Annotated in this window: 17 protein-coding genes; 10 read left to right on the forward strand and 7 right to left on the reverse strand. The window is 57.4% G+C overall.

The window, feature by feature from the left end; all coding sequences use genetic code 11:
- On the forward strand, window positions 1–1,038 hold the full coding sequence (gene holA, locus GGQ73_RS11490; RefSeq protein WP_183896370.1) for a DNA polymerase III subunit delta: 1,038 nt from the start codon (window positions 1–3) through the stop codon (window positions 1,036–1,038).
- An 87-nt stretch (window positions 1,039–1,125) separates the two neighbouring features.
- Here the strand turns inward: holA and fdxA are convergent, their stop codons facing one another.
- The 4 genes from fdxA to GGQ73_RS11510 form a co-directional block, all read right to left on the reverse strand.
- Complete coding sequence (fdxA, locus tag GGQ73_RS11495; protein ID WP_045230952.1) at window positions 1,126–1,464, reverse strand: ferredoxin FdxA; 339 nt, start codon at window positions 1,462–1,464, stop codon at window positions 1,126–1,128.
- Window positions 1,465–1,669: 205 nt separating this feature from the next.
- On the reverse strand, window positions 1,670–2,086 hold the full coding sequence (locus GGQ73_RS11500; RefSeq protein WP_174154305.1) for an RNA-binding S4 domain-containing protein: 417 nt from the start codon (window positions 2,084–2,086) through the stop codon (window positions 1,670–1,672).
- Window positions 2,087–2,089: 3 nt separating this feature from the next.
- Window positions 2,090–5,170, reverse strand: coding sequence for a helicase-related protein (locus tag GGQ73_RS11505; protein ID WP_183896580.1), 3,081 nt, complete (start codon window positions 5,168–5,170; stop codon window positions 2,090–2,092).
- Between the two features lie 295 nt (window positions 5,171–5,465).
- Window positions 5,466–6,707 (reverse strand): ubiquinone biosynthesis hydroxylase, encoded by a 1,242-nt coding sequence (locus GGQ73_RS11510; protein ID WP_183896372.1) that lies wholly within the window; start codon window positions 6,705–6,707, stop codon window positions 5,466–5,468.
- 59 nt (window positions 6,708–6,766) lie between these two features.
- Between GGQ73_RS11510 and tesB the strand changes: the two genes are divergently transcribed.
- The 6 genes from tesB (at window position 6,767) to GGQ73_RS11540 (ending at window position 14,296) form a co-directional block, all read left to right on the forward strand.
- Window positions 6,767–7,651 carry an acyl-CoA thioesterase II gene (gene tesB / locus GGQ73_RS11515; protein WP_174154307.1) on the forward strand — a complete coding sequence of 295 codons (885 nt, stop codon included), beginning with the start codon at window positions 6,767–6,769 and terminating at the stop codon, window positions 7,649–7,651.
- 213 nt (window positions 7,652–7,864) lie between these two features.
- On the forward strand, window positions 7,865–8,215 hold the full coding sequence (locus tag GGQ73_RS11520; protein ID WP_174154308.1) for a P-II family nitrogen regulator: 351 nt from the start codon (window positions 7,865–7,867) through the stop codon (window positions 8,213–8,215).
- 28 nt (window positions 8,216–8,243) lie between these two features.
- Window positions 8,244–9,665: an ammonium transporter gene (locus GGQ73_RS11525; protein WP_183896374.1), complete on the forward strand. Its 1,422-nt coding sequence runs from the start codon at window positions 8,244–8,246 to the stop codon at window positions 9,663–9,665.
- A gap of 284 nt (window positions 9,666–9,949) precedes the next feature.
- Entirely contained in the window at window positions 9,950–12,580 is a 2,631-nt protein-coding gene (locus GGQ73_RS11530) for an FtsK/SpoIIIE family DNA translocase (RefSeq protein ID WP_183896376.1), read from the forward strand.
- A gap of 154 nt (window positions 12,581–12,734) precedes the next feature.
- Window positions 12,735–13,397: an outer membrane lipoprotein carrier protein LolA gene (locus GGQ73_RS11535; protein WP_183896378.1), complete on the forward strand. Its 663-nt coding sequence runs from the start codon at window positions 12,735–12,737 to the stop codon at window positions 13,395–13,397.
- Between the two features lie 95 nt (window positions 13,398–13,492).
- Entirely contained in the window at window positions 13,493–14,296 is an 804-nt protein-coding gene (locus GGQ73_RS11540) for an exodeoxyribonuclease III (RefSeq protein WP_183896380.1), read from the forward strand.
- A 3-nt stretch (window positions 14,297–14,299) separates the two neighbouring features.
- Here GGQ73_RS11540 and GGQ73_RS11545 read toward each other — a convergent pair whose 3' ends face one another.
- Entirely contained in the window at window positions 14,300–14,755 is a 456-nt protein-coding gene (locus GGQ73_RS11545) for a cyclic nucleotide-binding domain-containing protein (RefSeq protein ID WP_174154313.1), read from the reverse strand.
- An 87-nt stretch (window positions 14,756–14,842) separates the two neighbouring features.
- Window positions 14,843–15,526: a response regulator transcription factor gene (locus GGQ73_RS11550; protein WP_183896382.1), complete on the reverse strand. Its 684-nt coding sequence runs from the start codon at window positions 15,524–15,526 to the stop codon at window positions 14,843–14,845.
- A 194-nt stretch (window positions 15,527–15,720) separates the two neighbouring features.
- Here GGQ73_RS11550 and GGQ73_RS11555 point away from each other — a divergent pair, with 194 nt between their 5' ends.
- On the forward strand, window positions 15,721–16,269 hold the full coding sequence (locus GGQ73_RS11555) for a L,D-transpeptidase family protein (protein WP_183896384.1): 549 nt from the start codon (window positions 15,721–15,723) through the stop codon (window positions 16,267–16,269).
- A 42-nt stretch (window positions 16,270–16,311) separates the two neighbouring features.
- Here the strand turns inward: GGQ73_RS11555 and leuC are convergent, their stop codons facing one another.
- Window positions 16,312–17,721, reverse strand: a complete 1,410-nt coding sequence (gene leuC / locus GGQ73_RS11560; RefSeq protein ID WP_174154316.1) for a 3-isopropylmalate dehydratase large subunit — start codon at window positions 17,719–17,721, stop codon at window positions 16,312–16,314.
- A gap of 413 nt (window positions 17,722–18,134) precedes the next feature.
- Here leuC and GGQ73_RS11565 point away from each other — a divergent pair, with 413 nt between their 5' ends.
- A complete protein-coding gene (locus tag GGQ73_RS11565; RefSeq protein ID WP_183896386.1) occupies window positions 18,135–19,424 on the forward strand; it encodes an MFS transporter in 1,290 nt (429 codons plus the stop codon).
- A gap of 122 nt (window positions 19,425–19,546) precedes the next feature.
- Window positions 19,547–20,062: a nuclear transport factor 2 family protein gene (locus GGQ73_RS11570; RefSeq protein ID WP_252094034.1), complete on the forward strand. Its 516-nt coding sequence runs from the start codon at window positions 19,547–19,549 to the stop codon at window positions 20,060–20,062.
- Window position 20,063: the final 1 nt, after the last annotated feature.

Below are 20,063 nucleotides of genomic sequence, written 5' to 3' on the forward strand. Positions count from 1 at the left end.
ATGACGGAAATCAAGTCGCACGAATTTGAACGCTTCGCCGAAAAACCGGCGGAGCGTTTTCGTGTTTTCGTGCTTTACGGGCCCGATCGTGGCCTTGTCTCGGAGCGTGCATCGCTTATTGCCTCCAAGACAGGCATTGACCCTAACGACGCCTTCGCATCGCTAAAGCTGACCGCATCCGATCTTCATGGCGATCCCGGTCGGCTTCTAGACGAGGTCAACGCCATCGGTCTTTTCGGCGGTGAGAAACTCGTCTGGGTCAAGGGTGCTGCCAATGAGAAGGCACTGGTCGATGCGCTGCAAGTTCTCTCCGACAATCCGCCGGAAGCGAGCTTTCTGATTATCGAAGCCGGCGACCTCAAAAAGGGAACAGGACTTCGCAAGATTGCAGAACCCTCGCGCGCAATTGCCGCCATTCCCTGTTATGCAGACGATGCACGTGCGCTCAGCGCTCTCATCGATCAGGAACTTGGGACCGAACATCTGCGCATCTCGCCGGCGGCGCGACAGAGGCTGACCGAATCGCTCGGCGGCGACAGGATCGCTTCGCGCAACGAGGTGCGAAAGCTGGCGCTCTATTGTCGCGGCCACGACGTGATCGAGGAAGACGACGTGATGGCCATCATCGGTGATGCCAGCACCGTATCTGCCGACGATGCAGTGGATGCGATATTGAAGGGTGACCGCAACGCCTTTTTCCACGCCACCCAAAAAATCATCGCCTCGAAAACGCCGATCTTTCTGGTGCTGCAAGGCTGCCTGCGTCAGTTTCAATTGCTGGACCAGATGCAGGCTGAAATGGACGACAAGAAACAGCAGGCCGGCCAGGTGATGCTGACACTCGGACGCGGCATCCATTTCCGCCGCAAACCCGTGATCGAGCGCGCCCTGCGCACATGGCAACCAGCAGCGATTGCCCGTGAGATGAACCGATTGCAGGCAGCCATCCTGCAAAGCCGCCAGCGGCAAAGTCTGGAGGAAAGCGTCGCCTTGTTGACGCTCCTCTCCACCACCTTGCAAGCTAGCCGTGCAGGATAACATTACTGAAGGCATAAAAAAGCCTCCGCAGCGTTGGCTGGGAGGCTTTGTATCCATGGGCTTGTTCTGAAAAGAACTCAAAAAGGCTTAGTCGCCCTTGCCGGGTTCCGCCGAAAAGTAGAGATCGAGCTTGCCCGAAACGCCGTCCATCTCCTTGGCTTCCGGCAGCGGGTCGCGCTTGACGGTGATGTTGGGCCAGATGGCGGCATATTCGGCGTTGAGCGTCAGCCATTTGTCCAGACCCGGCTCGGTATCAGGCTTGATGGCCTCTGCGGGACATTCCGGCTCGCACACACCACAGTCGATGCACTCATCGGGATTGATCGCCAGAAAATTTTCGCCCTCATAGAAGCAGTCCACGGGGCAGACCTCGACGCAGTCGGTATATTTGCAACGAATGCAGTTGTCGGTCACGACATACGTCATGAAGAACTCCAGATATACGGGCCGGACAACAGGGCTTGAGAGGCAAGCCTCCGCCCGGAATTCAGACAGGGCAATTTTGCAAGTGAGGTAATGCCTTTGTCACAATATAGCAAGGACAAACGGTTTCAAAAAAACGGCTCATGTGAGTGAATTATTCCAATGCACAGCAACGTGTTTTGCCCGACCAGCTTTTATGTCACGGTTATTATTCCGAGCCTTCGCTGCTATCCAGGATAAACCGGTCGAGCGCACGCCGTTCCTTTTTCGTCGGACGCCCGCTGCCCGGCTCTCGCATTGCCTGCTCGAAAGGTGTCATATGGTCGTTCGGCGCAGGCGGCGGTGTCTGGTCGTCATAGAGAAGCTTGGCTTCCTCATAGGGGCCACGTCGCTCGCCGGAGGCCAGAACGACGAGAATACGGCTTGAACGCTCCAGAGAGAGTTCCAGCCTGTCACCCAGCTTCAGCAAATGACTCGATTGGCGTACCGGCTTGTCGTTCACCCTGACATTGCCAGACTGAATATAACTCTGGGCAAGCGAACGGGATTTGATAATCCGGGCGAAGAACAGCCACTTGTCGAGGCGCTGGCGGCCTGCATCCTGTGGCTGCTGCTTCTCACCCATGGTTTACTTCTTCAACTGGTCTTTCAGAGCAGCCAGCTTGGCAAAAGGCGAATCCGGATCCACCGGCTTCTCCTTGCGTGGTGGCTTGGCTTCGAAACGCTGCTGACCCTGCGGCTTTCCACCACGATCGTTACGGTCAGGCCGGTCCTTGCGCTCGCCGCGATCGGGACGATCGTTGCGATTGCTGTTGTTGCGGTCTGGGCGACCACCATCGCGTTTGCGATCTCCGTCACGGGCTGCATTGTCACGGGGGGCACCATCACGACCAGCATTGCCACGCGGCTGGGACTTGCGGTCTTCGCCACCGTCGGCACGGCGTTCACCCTGTCCACGATTGCCGGGACGACGGTTGTCGCTGCGCTGGGTATCGTTGCGGCCGCCTGGACGCCACAAGAGAACCGGCTTCGGCTCTGCAACCTCAGCCGCTGGCTCCTGTGCCGTCTCTGTCACTGTCTCGGATGCTTCCGCAGCCGATGGTGTTTCTTCTGCTGTCACATCGACAGGAGCCTCTGCAACGGCTTTAGCAACGGGTGCTTCCGAAGGCGTCTCGGCATCGGCATCATCATGCTGTACAGGCTCTTCAACAGCAGCAGCCGGTGCCTCGGTCTTTGCAGCATCACTGCGCTGGTCGCCAAGGAACGCGGCAGCATCCTCAGCGCTGACCTGATCGGCACGGTAGCCCAGACCCTTCAGAATCTCTTCCATATCATCAAGCGTCGCGCCCAGAATGGACAGCATGGCAGTGGTGGTGGTGAAACGACGGCCATCATAGGCGCCTTCAGGACGTGGCTGCGTCCCCGGCTTCCATTGCAAAAGCGGACGGATGAGATCAGCAAGACGCTCCAGAATATCGATACGAACGGCGCGCTTCCCAAGGAAACGGAAGCCTGCGAGCTTGTAGAACATCCGCTCGAAGCTTGGGTCCGTTACGACAGATGTACGACCTGCTGCGAGAACAGGAATAAGATCGCCGTAACCCGGCTTTCCGAGACCGTCATTCTTCAAGGCCCAGAGCAACGTCACCAGTTCAGCAGGGGCGGGCTTGAGCAATGCGGGAAGAAACACATGGTAGGCACCGAAACGAATGCCATAACGGCGCATGGAGGCACGTGCGTCCTGATCCAGCGTCTTGACCTCTTCGGTCACATCGCGACGGAACAGAACGCCGAGATTTTCCACAAGCTGGAACGCCAGACCCTTCGCCAGACCCTGAAGGTCTTCGGCGCGGGAAATATCGTCCAGCGGCTTCAGCACGGTTGCGATCTGGTGGTTCACGAAGCGCTCGACGCGGGCAATGGCATGATCACGCGCGTTGCCGCTCAACTGCTCGTCGGCAAGCATGAGGACGCGCGGCTTCATGATATTGTCGCCAGACGTCAGACGAGCGACAGGCTCACCCAACCAGCGGACCAGACCATCAGAGCTTAACGCGAGATCGCCGTTGCCACTGGCATGCAGGCGCGCAGCACGCGCCTCATATTCCAGCGCAAGCGCCTTCTGCGCTGCGCCTTGCACAGCCTTGGCATCTGGCCCTTCGGCTCCGGCCACCGGTGTAAACCGGAAACCCGCCAATTGGCCGACATGATGTCCTTCAACAAAGACATCACCATTCACACTGATTTCAGCTTCAAGCATCGCATTCTCTCTTAGGCGCCTCATGAGCACAGATGTCCTGCGATCAACAAAGCGTTTCGTCAACCTTTCATGTAAAGCATCGGACAATCGATCTTCGATTTCCCGAGTCTTTTCTTGCCAGTGTGTCGGATCGGCAAGCCATCCTGGGCGGTTTGATACATACGTCCATGTTCTGATCTGCGCAATCCTTGCAGAAAGCGTATCGATCTCTCCGTCGGTGCGGTCCGCCCGCCGCACTTGTTCGGCCATGAAATCCTCGTTGACGGTGCCGCGCTTCACGAGGTCGAAATAGAGTGTCGAAATCAAGTCGGCATGCTGTGCTGGCGCGATGCGGCGAAAATCCGGTAAGGCACAGGCCTCCCACAGTTTTTCCACGCGCGCGGAGTTGGTGGTTATGTCGACGATTTCGGGATAGCGCGCAAGATACTCCAGAGCCTGCTGGTCGATGGCAGGCAAGGCGCGGGTCAGCCCTTGAACCGTCGGTGCCACATCAAGGCTTGCGCGCAAATTAGTAATAGATGAATAATCGAAGTTCTTGGTGCGCCATTGCAGAACTTTGACCGAATCGAACTGATGTGATTCGACACGGTGCACAAGCTCGTCGTCGAATGGATCGACCTGCCCCGTCACGCCGAATGTGCCATCGCGAAGGTGGCGACCGGCACGACCGGCGATCTGCCCCATCTCACCTGCATTCAGGTTGCGAAACTGATAGCCGTCGAATTTACGGTCCTGCGCAAAGGCAACATGATCGACGTCGAGGTTGAGACCCATGCCGATCGCGTCGGTCGCAACGAGATACTCGACATCGCCGTTTTGATAGAGCCCGACCTGCGCATTACGGGTGCGCGGCGAAAGAGCACCCAGCACCACAGCCGCACCACCACGCTGGCGGCGCACCAGCTCGGCAATGGCGTAGACCTCATCGGCGGAAAACGCGACGATGGCAGTGCGCTGTGGCAGACGGGTAATTTTCTTCTGACCGGCATAAAACAGCTGTGAAAGCCGGGGACGCTCGACCACGACGATGCCGGGCAAAAGCTTTTCCAGAATGGGCCGCATGGTGCCCGCCCCCAGAAGCAATGTCTGTTCACGCCCGCGAAGATGCAGAATGCGGTCGGTGAAGATATGCCCTCGCTCGAGGTCCCCCGCCAGTTGCACTTCATCGATGGCGACGAAGGCAGCCGTTGTTTCACGCGGCATGGCCTCGACGGTACAGACAAAATATTGCGCTTTGGGAGGGCTGATCTTCTCTTCGCCGGTAATCAACGCGACGTTTGGCGCCCCGACCTTTTCTACAAGCCGCGTGTAGACCTCGCGGGCAAGCAGCCGCAGAGGCAGGCCGATGACACCGCTTCCATAGGCAACCATGCGCTCGATGGCGTAATGCGTCTTGCCGGTATTGGTTGGGCCAAGAACGGCCGTAACACCGCGGCCGCTCAAGATCATGGGGCGAGAATTCAACGTATTATCCGTAAGATCGACTGAACTGCTGTTTGAGAACCATTCGGAACCGTTCCGTCCGCCTGTGACACAACACATGGCCATCGTTGCGCGCAAAGGCAAGGCGTAACCGCGCGAAAGGCTCGTTCGCTTCGGTTTTTGCCACGTATCCCACGACTGGAACATGTTGCGAACGAATCAGAGACGAATCGATAATGTTACAGATTCGGCTTTTGTTCACGACACTATCTGGCCCGCTTGAACCCCGCTACCCACCAAATCCTGAATCGTGGTTGCTGGATTAAAGCGGCTGACCGGTCAACAATCTCGGACCACCCTTTTCGTTGGTCCCAGCTGCCTGTCCAATGAAGTAGGATTTGAGGCCCGGAATTCGGTCGACGATACCCAAGCCGAAGTCACGCACCACACGAATGGGGGCGACATCATTGGAAAACAGCCGGTTGAGCACATCCGTGGTGATGCCCATGCGCACCGTGTCAAATCGCCGCCAAGACTGATAGCGCTCCAGCACGTTCAGCGACCCGATATCGAGGCCGAGACGATCCGCCTCGACGACGGTTTCGGCGAGTGCTGCCACATCCTTGAAGCCGAGGTTGAGCCCTTGCCCCGAAATCGGGTGAATACCATGCGCCGCATCACCGGCCAATGCCAGACGTGGCGCCACGAAAGCGCGGGCCAGCGTCAGCCCAAGCGGAAAGGCCCGCCGTGGGCCGACAGGTCTGAGAGGCCCTAACTTGTGACCGAAGCGCCGCTCCAGCTCCTCCTCAAAGACCAGATCGTCGGAGGCCACCAGTCGGTCGGCGTCCGCTGTGCGCTCTGTCCATACCAGCGACGAACGATTGCCCTTCAGCGGCAGAATGGCAAACGGGCCGGACGGCAGGAAATGCTCTTCGGCACAACCTTCATGCGGACGTTCATGTTCCACGGTCGTGACAATGCCGGACTGATCATAGGTCCAATGGACCGTCTTGATGCCAGCCATATCGCGAAGCGCCGAGCGGACACCATCGCAGGCCACCAGCAGTCGTGTTTCCAGCGTGGAGCCATCGGAAAGCGTCACGAGATTGCTGTGATGTCCGGCCTCGAAGCCGGAAACACCCAGACCGTGTCGGATCGTTACGCCGAGCCGCTCGCATAGCCCGCGCAATGCGCCCACCATGGCGACATTGGGCACCATGTGCGCGAAGGGCTGGCCATCGGCGACGTCTCCATCGAAGGTCAGAAACACCGGGCGGACCGGATCCGATGTCCTGGAATCCGTCACGATCATCCTGTTGATTGGCTGCGCTTCCGGAACCAGCTCCTGCCAGACACCGAACACATCCAGCATCCGCGATGCCGCCGCAATGATGGCCGACGCCCGCATATCCTTCTTCCAGACATCCTCCGGCGCGGCCTCGATGACTTCTACGTTCAGATGAGGTGCGCCCTGCTTGATGGCAACAGCAACGCCTAGTCCAACATATCCACCACCTGCAACAACCACATCCAGCATCGCGTCTCTCCCTGCATTCTTGTGCATATTACCAAGGCACTATAGACCATGGACTTACGTCTTCCTACAGCTGGAGCATGTCGAAAATGTCGCGCCCTTTTGAAAACACAGCCCCGCTGGAAAATCTTATCTCCACGTTGGATCTGGAAAAACTTGAAGAAAACCTGTTTCGCGGCACGAGCCCGCAGGTCGGCTGGCAAAGGGTTTTCGGCGGTCAGGTCATTGCCCAGGCCCTGATGGCCGCCCAACGCACGGTGTGCGCGGAACGCTTCGTTCACTCCCTCCACGCATATTTCATGCGCCCCGGTGACCCACTCGTTCCCATCGTCTATCAGGTAGACCGTATTCGCGATGGCGCGAGCTTCGCTACCCGCCGCATCGTTGCCATCCAGCACGGCAAGCCAATCTTCTCCATGTCGGCCTCCTTCCAGAGCGACGAGGACGGTTTCGATCATCAGGCATCGATCCCCAAGGTGTTACAGCCGGAAGACCTGATGAGCGAGGAGCAGATGCGCGACGCGTTTCTGGCCAAGGCACCGCCCGCCATTCGAAAATACTGGGAAAATAAGCGTCCTATCGAAATTCGACCCGTCTCGCTGGCGCACTACGTCTCAAAGGAAAAGCTCGATCCGAGACAGGATATCTGGGTAAGAGCCGTCGGGCAGGTTCCTGATGATCGGCATTACCAGACATCGGTTCTTGCCTATCTCTCGGACATGACCCTGCTCGACACATCACTCTACGCCCACGGAACGACGATTTTCGATCCGGCCATCCAGGCCGCCAGCCTCGACCACGCCATGTGGTTCCACCGCCCCTGCAAACTCGATGACTGGTTGCTTTACACCCAGGACAGCCCCAGCGCCTCTGGTGCACGTGGGTTGACGCGCGGCAGCCTGTTTACACGCGATGGTGTTCTCGTCGCATCCATGGCGCAGGAAGGTCTGATCCGCAAAATAGCAAATGATTAATTCTTAATCATTTTTTTAATTTTGCACAGCGATTGCGCGACATCGGCGCATTTGGTTGCCCATTTTTCAATCTTATTTATTATTATTGTTTTAAATCAATAACTTAAAAAACCCATCTCGAATTGGCACGCGCCTTGAATGTAGGGGAGCAGTCGCTGTTACTGATCAGCCAGCGTCGAGGAGAATCGGCTCTGCGCCGAGGACAAACAAAGGATGGGAAACCAGATGAAAATTGTGATGGCCATTATCAAGCCGTTCAAGCTGGACGAAGTGCGCGAAGCACTGACCGGCGTCGGCATTCAGGGCCTGACGGTGACCGAGGTCAAGGGTTACGGACGCCAGAAGGGCCACACCGAAATCTATCGCGGCACCGAATATGCGGTCAGCTTTCTTCCCAAGTTGAAGATTGAAATCGCCGTTGCTTCCGATCTCGTCGAAAAGGCTGTCGAGGCCATCGCAGCCTCTGCCAAGACGGGGCAAATCGGCGACGGCAAGATTTTTGTCTACTCGATTGAACAGGCCGTGCGCATCCGTACCGGCGAAACAAACACAGAAGCGCTTTAAGCTCGGCTGACAGGGGAGTTTTCAAACCATGCCATTCAACAGAATTTTAACACTCAGCCGGCTTGGTGCCGGTGCGGCGGCCCTTCTCGCCCCCGCTTTTGCCTTTGCCCAGGACGCTGCGGCGCCTGCAGTTGCAGCCGCTGCCCCGGCCATGACGGTCGATAAGGGTGACACGACGTGGATGCTGATCTCGACCATTCTGGTCCTGCTCATGATCGTTCCGGGCCTGGCGCTGTTTTATGGTGGTCTCGTCCGTACCAAGAATATGCTGTCGGTGCTGATGCAGGTCATGATGATCGCGGCCGTTGCGATGATCGTCTGGGTCACTTACGGTTACTCTCTGGCCTTCACCGATGGGGGCTCGATGAACAGCTTCGTCGGCGGCTTCTCCAAGATGTTCCTCGCGGGTGTCGATACCACGACCCTGTCGGAAAGCTTCACCAAGGGTTCGGCCATTCCCGAGCTGGTTTTCGTCTGCTTCCAGATGACATTTGCCGCCATCACCCCGGCGCTGATCGTCGGTGCCTTCGCAGAACGCATTAAGTTTTCCGCAGTCATCCTCTTCACCATCCTGTGGCTGACATTCGTTTACTTCCCGATTGCCCACATGGTGTGGTTCTGGGGCGGCCCAAGCGCGTATGACGGCCCAACCGGCCTCATCTTCGGCTTTGGCGCAATCGACTTCGCCGGCGGTACAGTCGTTCACATCAACGCCGGAATCGCCGGTCTGGTTGGCGCGATCATGGTTGGCAAGCGCACAGGCTTCGGCAAGGACATGATGGCTCCGCACTCCATGACCCTGACCATGGTTGGCGCAGCCCTTCTGTGGGTCGGCTGGTTCGGCTTCAACGCTGGTTCCAACCTGGAATCCAACGCTTATGCAGCCTTGGCGATGATCAACACCTTCGTTGCAACGGCCGCTGCCATTGTCGGCTGGGCACTGGTGGAAAACTTTACCCGTGGCAAGGCTTCCATGCTCGGTGCTGCATCGGGCGCCGTTGCCGGTCTCGTCGTCATCACGCCTGCTGCCGGTTTCGTCGGCCCGATGGGTGCGATCATCATGGGCCTGATCGTTTCTCCGGTCTGCTACTTCTTCGTCTCCACGGTGAAGAACAAGTTCGGCTATGACGACACCGCGGACGTCTTTGGCGTCCATGGCGTTGGCGGCATCATCGGGGCTCTGCTAACCGGCGTGTTCGTCAACCCGGCTCTGGGCGGCGCTGGCATCGTTGATTATTCCACGGCCGACTTCGCCGCCAGCTATGCCGGTACGGCAACCCAGGTCTGGGCGCAGCTCAAGGGCGTTCTCGTTACTGTTGCATGGTCCGGTATCGGCTCCATCATCCTCTACAAGATCGTTGATTTGGTTGTTGGTCTGCGCGTTCCGGTCGAGGCCGAACGCGAAGGTCTCGACCTCGCAACCCACGGCGAAGCGGCTTACCACTCGTAAGTCAAGGACACCGGCCTGGTCCAAAGACCAATGGCCCACGCCAAAGACAGGAAAAGCCCGGCACCGACCGGGCTTTTTCGCGTTGAGCAACATCAAAATCCACCAGCAACATTCGATGTTTCCATGGTTAATGCCATATTAACCACCGGCCCGTTATTTTGTTCTGTCATCCCCATTGCCGCACTGGCACATTTTGGACGCAAGCAGAAGCATTTCAGGAACAGCAGAGACAGGCTTTTCTTCCGGAAATGCGAAAACGATCTAAGGACCAACGGGCTCAGGACATGGACAGAGTGAACACTCCGACATTCGACGGTCGTGACGGCCGCTTCATCTTGACGGCATTTGTCGTGCGCCAGATCATGGCGCTGGGCGGCTTTGCACTGCTGGCGATACTGGCACTCGGCATCACGGCGCTGGCCACATGGAATGTCGCAGACCCCAGTCTGTCCTACGCCACCGGCAATGCGCCCACCAATCTGCTGGGACATGGCGGCGCCATCTTTGCCGACATCATGATGCAGTTCTTAGGGCTTTCGGCGCTCATCGCCATGCTGCCTATCCTGGCATGGGCATTCGCGCTGATTTCCGGTCGCAGGTTCAACCGCATTCCGGCCCGCCTGGTTGCCTGGTTGAGCGGCGCTTTCATTGCTTCCGCGTCACTCGGCTGCTTCCCCGCACCACTGACATGGCCATTGCCCAATGGCATCGGCGGTGTCATCGGCGACATGATCCTGCGGTTTCCTGCTCTCTTCATTGGCGCGTATCCCACAGGCACGTTTGCCACTATCCTCGGCGCTATCTTCGCAGTGCCTGCCATATGGCTCATGCTGTTCGCCTCCGGCCTCCTCGGCTCTCCCGATGACGAGGAGGATATCCCCGTCGCGCAGACCGCAGCGCCCAGCAAAGCGCGCAAGGTGCAGGAGGTCGCCGATGAGGAAGAAGACGATGGCGACGGCTTCTTCGGCAGCCTGCTCGCCTTCGGCGCAATGACCCACTACTGCTATATTACCCAGGCCCGATTCCGCCGCCTGTTTGGCCTCAAGCCGAAGTCAATGCGCAACGAGTTCGAACAGCCCTACGACTTCAACGACTACGAGTTTGGAACGTTGAACGAGCCATCGCGTCTGAAAACGGCTATCAACCGACTGGAACGTGCCGACCCATCCTTTGAAGAGCGCGCAGAGGCCCGTGCGCGGCGCGAAATCACGCCGCCATCAATTTCCATGGATGATGATATAAACAGCGACGAGGACGACGACAGCCTTCCCGATGGTGTGCTGTCCGGCGACCCGAAATTCATTGCCCGCCCACCAGTTGGCCAAACCCGCATCACCCCACCCTCGGCCCGGCCCAAGCCGAGCGAGCGCCTTGCCCGTGATGCTCAGCCATCCTTTATCGCCAGAGACGGCTTCCAGCTTCCTTCTGTTCATCTTCTCGCAGAGCCCAAGAGCGTCGTTCGTGACAATACGCTGAGCGCTGAAGTTCTCGAGCAGAATGCCCGCAGGCTGGAAGGCGTGCTGGAGGATTTTGGCGTCAAGGGTGAGATCATCCACGTCCGTCCCGGTCCTGTCGTCACCATGTACGAGCTGGAGCCAGCACCCGGCATCAAATCCTCGCGCGTGATCGGCCTGGCTGACGATATCGCTCGTTCCATGAGCGCAATCGCCGCCCGCGTGGCCGTGGTGCCCGGCCGTAACGCCATCGGTATCGAACTTCCCAACAAGATCCGCGAAACCGTCTATCTGCGCGAGTTGATCGCGTCGCGCGATTTTGAAAACAACAAGGCCAAGCTGCCGATGTCACTCGGCAAGACCATTGGCGGCGAAGCCGTCATCGCCGATCTGGCCAAGATGCCGCATCTGCTCGTCGCCGGAACCACCGGCTCCGGTAAATCGGTCGCCATCAACACGATGATCCTGTCGCTGCTCTATCGCATGACACCGGAACAGTGCCGCCTCATCATGATCGACCCGAAAATGCTGGAACTCTCCGTCTATGACGGCATCCCGCATCTGCTCTCACCTGTCGTTACCGATCCCAAGAAGGCCGTCGTGGCGCTGAAATGGACCGTCCGCGAGATGGAAGAGCGCTACAAGAAGATGTCGAAGATCGGTGTCCGCAACATCGATGGCTTCAACACCAGGGTCCAGCAGGCGCTGGACAAGGGCGAGGTTCTGACGCGTACCGTACAGACCGGCTTTGACCGCCAGACCGGCGAGGCCATGTACGAGACCGAAGAATTCGACCTGAAGCCCCTGCCCTACATCGTCGTCATCATTGATGAAATGGCCGACCTGATGATGGTTGCCGGCAAGGACATCGAAGGCGCGGTGCAGCGTCTGGCACAGATGGCCCGTGCCGCCGGCATTCACGTCATCATGGCCACACAACGCCCGTCGGTGGACGTCATCACCGGCACAATCAAGGCCAACTTCCCGACCCGTATCTCCTTCCAGGTCACATCCAAGATCGACAGCCGTACCATTTTGGGCGAGCAGGGTGCCGAACAGCTGCTGGGCATGGGTGACATGCTCTACATGGCTGGTGGCGGGCGTATCCAGCGCGTCCACGGCCCCTTCGTGGCCGATAACGAGGTGGAAGATATCGTCGCTTACCTCAAGACCCAGGGATCGCCGGAATATCTGGAATCCATCACCGAAGAGGATGAGGACGAGGATGGCGGCGGCCCTGCGGGCACCAGCAACATGGCTGATTCGGAAGACCCTTACGATCAGGCCGTTGCCGTCGTGCTGCGCGATGGGAAGGCATCCACCTCCTATGTGCAGCGTCGTCTGGGCATCGGCTACAACCGCGCCGCATCGCTTATCGAACGCATGGAGCAGGAAGGCATCATCGGCCCTGCCAACCATGCCGGAAAGCGCGAAATTCTGGTGCCGACCGAGCAGGATTGATGCGCGGAACCTCGTATTTGCACGGTCTCACCAAGGATGATTTCGTTCACGTCGATGTCAGCAACCAAGATCGCGTTCCGGCGTTATATCAGTCGGTTATGTCATGAAGACGCCGCGTTTTTTTGGCAGAGAAGAAACGATAAAGGAGAAAAAAATGAAAAAGAATTTCCCGGTCGTTTCCGCGCAGTCTTGCGGCCTTGATGGCAGCATGACGCGTCGCGGCTTGATGACCCTGTTTTCCGCAACGGCAGCTCTGGCAGCACTTCAGCCGCTGACGGCCCTTGCGCAGGACGCCACTGCCCAGAAGATCGCCAGTCACTTCTCTTCCGTCAAAACCATGATGGGTGAATTCGTGCAGTTCGGCCCGCGCGGTGAACAGACCGGTGGAAAATTCTACATCGCCCGTCCAGGCAAGCTCCGTTTCAATTATGAAGACCCCTCGCCTATGCGCGTTATCTCAGATGGCAAGAATGTCGTCATCGGCAACAACAAGCTGAACACCTGGGACCTCTACCCGCTGTCGAAGACACCCCTCAGCTTACTCCTCTCCGATAAGATCGATCTGGGCAACCAGAAGGTCCGCGACGTCAAGCAGGAGTCTGACCTGACGACCATCGTCTTAGGCGACAAAAGCATCTTCGGCGATTCGACGATCACGCTGATGTTCGATCCCAAGACGTTCGATCTGCGCCAGTGGACCACAACGGACGCGCAGAACAAGGATACAACGGTCATGATTTTTAATGTTCAGACCGGTATGGCTCTGGACGACAAGGTCTTTGCCATCAACTATGAGGAAGTCCGCAGTCGCGGCTAATGCACTACCAAAAGGACGAGAAAAGCATTTCCGTTTTCTGGCCGATGTAATAAGCCTGCCTCCACCTTGTCTTGAAGGACCAACGGAGCGCAGGCATGACCTTTTCGATCACCACCTGGAACATCAACTCGGTGCGGCTGCGCATGCCGATCGTTGAGCAGTTTCTGGTGCGTTACAAGCCGGATGTGCTCTGCCTTCAGGAAACGAAATGCCCGAATGGCGAGTTTCCCCTCAAGCCCCTGAAAGCCTTGGGCTACGAGCACGTCATCATTCACGGCCAGAAGGGCTACCACGGCGTGGCCATCGCCTCGAAACTGCCGCTGACGGAAGATCATCGGCAGGACTACTGCGGCATCGGCGACGCGCGCCACATATCCGGCATCGTAAAGGTCGGCTCGCGCAAAATCCGCCTTCACAACTTCTATGTTCCCGCAGGCGGTGACGAGCCAGATCGCTCGATCAACCCGAAATTCGGCCACAAGCTCGACTTCATCGAAGAAATGAAGGGGCTGACTGCAGATAGCATTCCAGGCACCTCGTCGATCCTCGTCGGCGACCTCAACATCGCACCGCTGGAACACGACGTCTGGTCTCATAAACAGCTTCTCAAAATCGTCAGCCACACACCTGTCGAGACCGAAGGTCTGCTGGAGATCATGAAAAAAGGCAACTGGCTGGACCTTATGCGCCTCAACGTGCCGGAGACCGAAAAAATCTACACGTGGTGGAGCTACCGCGCCAAGGACTGGGAAGCAGCAAATCGTGGCCGCCGCCTTGACCATATCTGGTCATCGCAGGATCTTGGGCCATCTCTGGACCGAATCGAAATCCTGCGTGAAGCCCGCGGCTGGAACCGCCCCTCGGATCATGTTCCGGTCACCGCGCATTTCAAGTTCTGAGGTTTAAGAAAACCGCCCCTGAAGAGCGGTCGCACCTGAGGAAAGTCCCGCAATATTATCGCGAATACGGGTGAGGACTACGTCGGCGACGTCGGGAAACTCTTCGATCATGCGGTGGAAAAGGATGCGGGTAATGCGGATCACTTCGGAATCTTCATGTGCGACCGCCGTGTATTTGCGTTCGCACAGCGTAAACAGTGCAAGTTCCGACAGCAATGACCCTGTCTGTGGTCGGGCTTGTAGCTCTGGCTTGCCATGGCGTCCCGTGCTGTAGAGATCAAAGCCGCCACGCGCGATGACGAAGCCGCATTCTGCCGGAGAGTGTTCGCGAAACAAAGCCTGTCCCTCGGCAATCCTGCGCCTTTCGGCACCGAACGCGATCAGGCGCAGCTGGTCGTCGCTAAACCCTTGAAAAAGGGGCACCTGCGCCAGAAGATGGATATCGTCGTTCAGTGCCATATCGTTTGAAACCTCAAGACCTGATAATAGCACTGGTTTTCGAACAACGGAGCGGCCAAGACAAGAGCCGCACCGCCGGAATTATCGTTACGGCACAATCTTGTAGCCACCGTTTTCGGTGACCAGTAGCTCCGCATTCGATGGATCTCGCTCGATTTTCTGGCGGAGGCGGTAGACATGGGTTTCCAACGTGTGTGTTGTCACACCCGAATTATATCCCCAGACCTCTTCCAGAAGCACGTCGCGCGTCACCACGGCGCTGCCAGCGCGGTAGAGATAACGAATGATGGCCGCTTCCTTTTCCGTCAAGCGTATTTTCTTGCCGTCTTCCGTGGTCAGCAGCTTCTGGCTGGGCTTGAACTGGTAGGGGCCGACGGTAAATACTGCATCTTCGCTCTGCTCGTACTGACGAAGCTGTGCCCGAATGCGGGCAAGCAACACGGCAAAGCGGAAAGGCTTCGTCACATAATCGTTGGCGCCCGCCTCTAGACCCAGAATCGTGTCGGAATCGGTGTCATGGCCAGTCAGCATGATGATCGGGGCCTTGAAACCATTCTTGCGCATCAGCTTCACTGCCTCGCGCCCGTCCATATCAGGTAGCCCGACATCCATGATCAGCAGATCGACCTGCGCGGATTTCGCGGTCTGTATTGCATGATTGGCGTTAGCTCCGGTCAGAAGATTGAACTCATCATAGGGAGACAATTGCTCGGCAAGCGTTTCGCGGAGGTCGTCATCGTCATCTACCAGAAGAAGTGTACGGGCCGTCATGGGATATCTCAGCCTTTCATTTTATATTAAAAGCAAATCGCGCCAGAGCGCAGGTGTGACCAGGATCGATATGCTTTTCGCTTTCGTGAACCAATTCAGCGGTTTGACACCGAAACGTCAACCCTTTGTCACACTATAACACCGAGCTATGAGGTCACGTTGGCACACCTGCAAAGCAAAATCTCGTGAGAATGATGATCAGACGCACGGAAAAACAGCAAAAAACGAGCTCGAAACTGCTTGTCCGTCCAGCACCGGGCAACAAAAGCCGCGCTTTGCTGCAATTGGGCCAACTGACGTTCCCTGCGGCCATCGGTCGCAATGGGCGTACAATTCGAAAACGCGAGGGCGACGGGAAAACACCCATCGCCACCATGGCATTTCTTTACGGCTTTCACCGGGGTAACAGCACGCCAACATTCAGCACATCGCTTAAGATGCATCGCATACAAAGCACTATGCTCTGGTGCGATGCGCCTGATCATCCCAATTACAACAGGCTGGTCAAGGCGCCGTTCAAGAACAGTCACGAAGAGATGTATAGGTCGGACAGCCTTTACGACGTCTGCCTCGTGCTGGACTGGAACGTGACGTCACGCCGCCGCAATCTTGGCTCAGCAATTTTCATGCACATGATCCGCCCAGGCTATGAACCGACGGCCGGATGTATTGCTTTTCATCCACGAGACATGCAACGAATTTTGCCGTTTCTGCATAAAGGCCGAAAGATCATGGTTTTATAGCACGCGGCCGAAACAGTGGCCTGCTTCGGCCGCCCTCAGAACTTACTTCCAGTCGCGGACATCCACGAAATGGCCAGCCACCGCAGCCGCAGCCGCCATGGCAGGCGATACGAGGTGCGTGCGGCCCTTGGAACCCTGACGACCCTCGAAGTTGCGGTTGGAGGTGGAGGCGCAACGCTCGCCGGGAGCCAGACGGTCATCATTCATAGCCAGACACATGGAGCAGCCAGGTTCGCGCCACTCGAAGCCCGCGTCGAGGAAAATCTTGTCCAGACCTTCCCTCTCCGCCTGCTCCTTAACCAGGCCAGAACCGGGGACGACCATCGCAGACACCGTCGGTGCGACCCTGCGACCCTCTACGATCTTTGCAGCTGCTCGCAGATCCTCGATGCGGCCATTGGTGCAGGAACCGATGAAAACGCGGTCGATGGCGATATCCGTCATCTTCGTCCCCGGCGTCAGCCCCATATATTCCAGGGCGCGCTGCTTGGAATTGCGCTTGTTCTCATCCGCAATGTCTGCTGGATCGGGAACCGCACCCTGCACGGAGATCACATCTTCTGGCGAAGAGCCCCAGGAAACAATCGGCGGCAGATCGGCGGCGTTCAGCACCACGACCTTGTCGTAATGCGCGCCTTCGTCGGATGCCAGCGTCTTCCAATATTCAATGGCCTGTTCGAGCGTTTCACCGGTGGGTGAGCGCGGCTTGCCCTTGATGTATTCGAACGTCGTTTCGTCAGGCGCGACCAGACCGGCGCGTGCGCCACCCTCGATAGTCATGTTACAGACCGTCATGCGGCCCTCCATCGAAAGCGAACGGATCGCTTCGCCAGCAAATTCGATCACGTGGCCGGTGCCGCCAGCCGTGCCGATTTCGCCGATAATGGCAAGGATGATGTCCTTCGCCGTCACACCATCGGGAATTTTGCCATCGACACGCACCAGCATGTTCTTGGCTTTCTTCTGGATCAGTGTCTGCGTGGCCAGCACATGTTCGACCTCAGATGTGCCGATCCCATGCGCCAAGGCACCGAAAGCGCCGTGGGTGGAGGTGTGACTGTCACCACAGACGATGGTCATGCCTGGCAGCGTAAAGCCCTGTTCGGGTCCGACGATGTGAACGATACCCTGTCGCTTGTCGCGCTCGGAGTAATATTCAACGCCGAATTCCGCAGCATTGCGGGCCAGCGCTTCCACCTGAATGCGGCTTTCCTCGTTCTTGATACCTTCAACACGGTCGGCAGTCGTCGGCACATTGTGATCGACCACAGCCAGCGTGCGGGCAGGCGAATGAACGGGACGCCCGGCAATCCGCAGCCCCTCAAAAGCCTGCGGGCTCGTCACCTCATGCACAAGGTGACGGTCGATGTAGAGAAGACAGGTCCCATCCGGGTCGCGATTGACGACGTGGTCGTCCCAGATTTTGTCGTAAAGGGTACGAGGTGCGCTCATGGCTCTATCCACCAAATTTTGTATCAGGAAAAGGGGTATATGCAAAAGGCCGACAGCCTCTTGGACGGACTGTCAGGCGAAAGTAAGTCGACCGCCAAGCGCACCGGATATGCGCGCGAAAAAACGTGCCGGCAGGCGCTTGTGGTCCTGCAGAACGAAAATGTTTTGCGCGAGACATCCGAATTTAGATCCCATTCAGCCTTCATAGCAGATCGGCTTTTCATCGGCAATATTGTCGTTTCGAGCGAATTGAACCGATGCAGTCGCAACAATTTCTTCATGATGGGATAAAATCGCCTTTCGCGTGTTCGGGTCTGTCCGAGCCGTTTCACGATGCTATAACGTAGGCGTGAGGGGCGGGGGCCATGATCAGATCAGAACTGCACGCGCCGCAGTGAGAGGGAGGATACGTCTTGGTATCTGAAAAGGCACTTATTTCCAAAATCACCTGGCGGCTGATGCCGTTTCTGGGGATTCTCTACCTTATTGCCTATATCGACCGGCAGAATGTCAGCTACGCCAAGCTGCAAATGGTCGGAGATCTGGGCTTGAGCGAATATGCCTATGGTCTGGGCGCGTCGCTGTTTTTCATCGGTTATTTCATTTTCGAAGTACCCAGCAACCTGCTGCTGACGCGGTTCGGGGCCAGCCGCTGGTTTGCCCGTATCATCATCTCCTGGGGACTGGTCACCATCGCACTGGCCTTCACCAATAGCCAAACCATGTTTTACATCCTTCGCTTCTTGTTGGGTGCCTGCGAAGCCGGCTTCTTCCCCGGCGTTCTCTATCTCTTGACGATCTGGTTCCCGCGTGATTATCGCGGTCGCATGGTCGGCCTGTTTATGATCTTCAGTGCGCTCGCCAATGCCATCGGCGCCCCATTGGGCGGCATGCTGCTTGATCTCGATGGCGTCATGGGTCTAGCGGGCTGGGAGTGGGTGTTCCTCGCAACCGGTGTTCCCGCCGTCATTGCCGGCATTTTCACGATCTTTTATCTAGACGACACGCCAGAAAAGGCGAAGTTTCTGACCCCAGACGAGAAGGACTGGCTGAGCAAGCGTATCGCCTCTGAAAATTCCAACATGGAAGAAAATGCTGAAAACGGCTTCAAGGCATTGATCAATCCGCAGGTCCTGTTCATGTCGCTCTGCTTCGTCGGCTTTCCGCTGGCTGCATATGGTCTCAGCTATTGGCTTCCGACCATCGTCAAGAGCTTCGGCGTGTCCAACACCACCAACGGCTTCATCAATATCATCCCTTGGATCGGTGTTGCGATTGCTCTTTACCTCGTGCCAGCAGCAGCCGATCGCGCACAGAACAAAATTCCCTTCATCGTCGGCCCCGCCTTTATCGGCGCATTCTGCCTTCTGATGTCGGCGCTTGTGACGGCACCTGTCGTGCAGTTCACCTTTCTGTGTGTCGCCGCTGCGGGCATTTTTGCGGGTCAGCCCGTTTTCTGGAGCCTGCCCGGTCGCTTCTTGAAGGGAGCCGGGGCCGCAGCAGGCCTCGCCGCCATCAACTCGGTTGGCAATCTCGGCGGCTTCGTGGCCCAGAACGTCGTACCGTGGATCAAGGACCAGACAGGCAGCACCATCGCACCGATGTTCTTCCTCTCCGCATGCCTAGCGGTCGCAGGCGTTCTCGTCATCATCGCCGGTCGCATGATTGCAAAACGGGCGAAGGCACAAGGCGTAGAAGCCTGATAAATATTGACCGCCGCTGGTTCCCTCTGTGTTACCAGCGGCGGAAAAACTGCCTTCTTTCGGCGCCATTCTCCGCGCCCTATGGTTCGTGCATCCACCGCAGCGCACGACAGGAGAACACCGTGATCCGCCTTATCAGAAACATGGCCCTAAGCTTCACACTGGCACTGCCAGCTTTCTCACTTGCCACCCTTCCCGCTTATGCGCAGGAGGCCGTCGTCAAGGCAGCGGATGCGGAAGCCCTCTTCACCAGTCCAGACCCCAAGCTGAATGCCAACAAGCAGGTGACCTACAAGATCATCCGCGATCTGTTGGAGGCTGGCCATTGGGACAAAGCCGACCAATACCTGACCGAACGTTATATTCAGCACAATCCAAACGCCGCATCGGGACGCGATGGCGTGATCAAGTTCTTCACCGAAGTCCTGAAAGTCGAAAAAAAGCCAATCCCCGATAAAATCAGCTCACCCGTCGTCTTCGTCACGGCAGAGGGCGATCTCGTCACCGTCGGCTTCGTGCGTGAGGTCAAGGACCCGAAAGACCCGACCAAAACCTATACGACGACGTGGTTCGACACATGGCGCTTCGTCGATGGCAAGGCCGACGAACACTGGGATTCAGCGCTGAAAGATCAGTAAG

The sequence above is a fragment of the Rhizobium skierniewicense genome, from assembly GCF_014196515.1.
Taxonomy (GTDB): domain Bacteria; phylum Pseudomonadota; class Alphaproteobacteria; order Rhizobiales; family Rhizobiaceae; genus Agrobacterium; species Agrobacterium skierniewicense.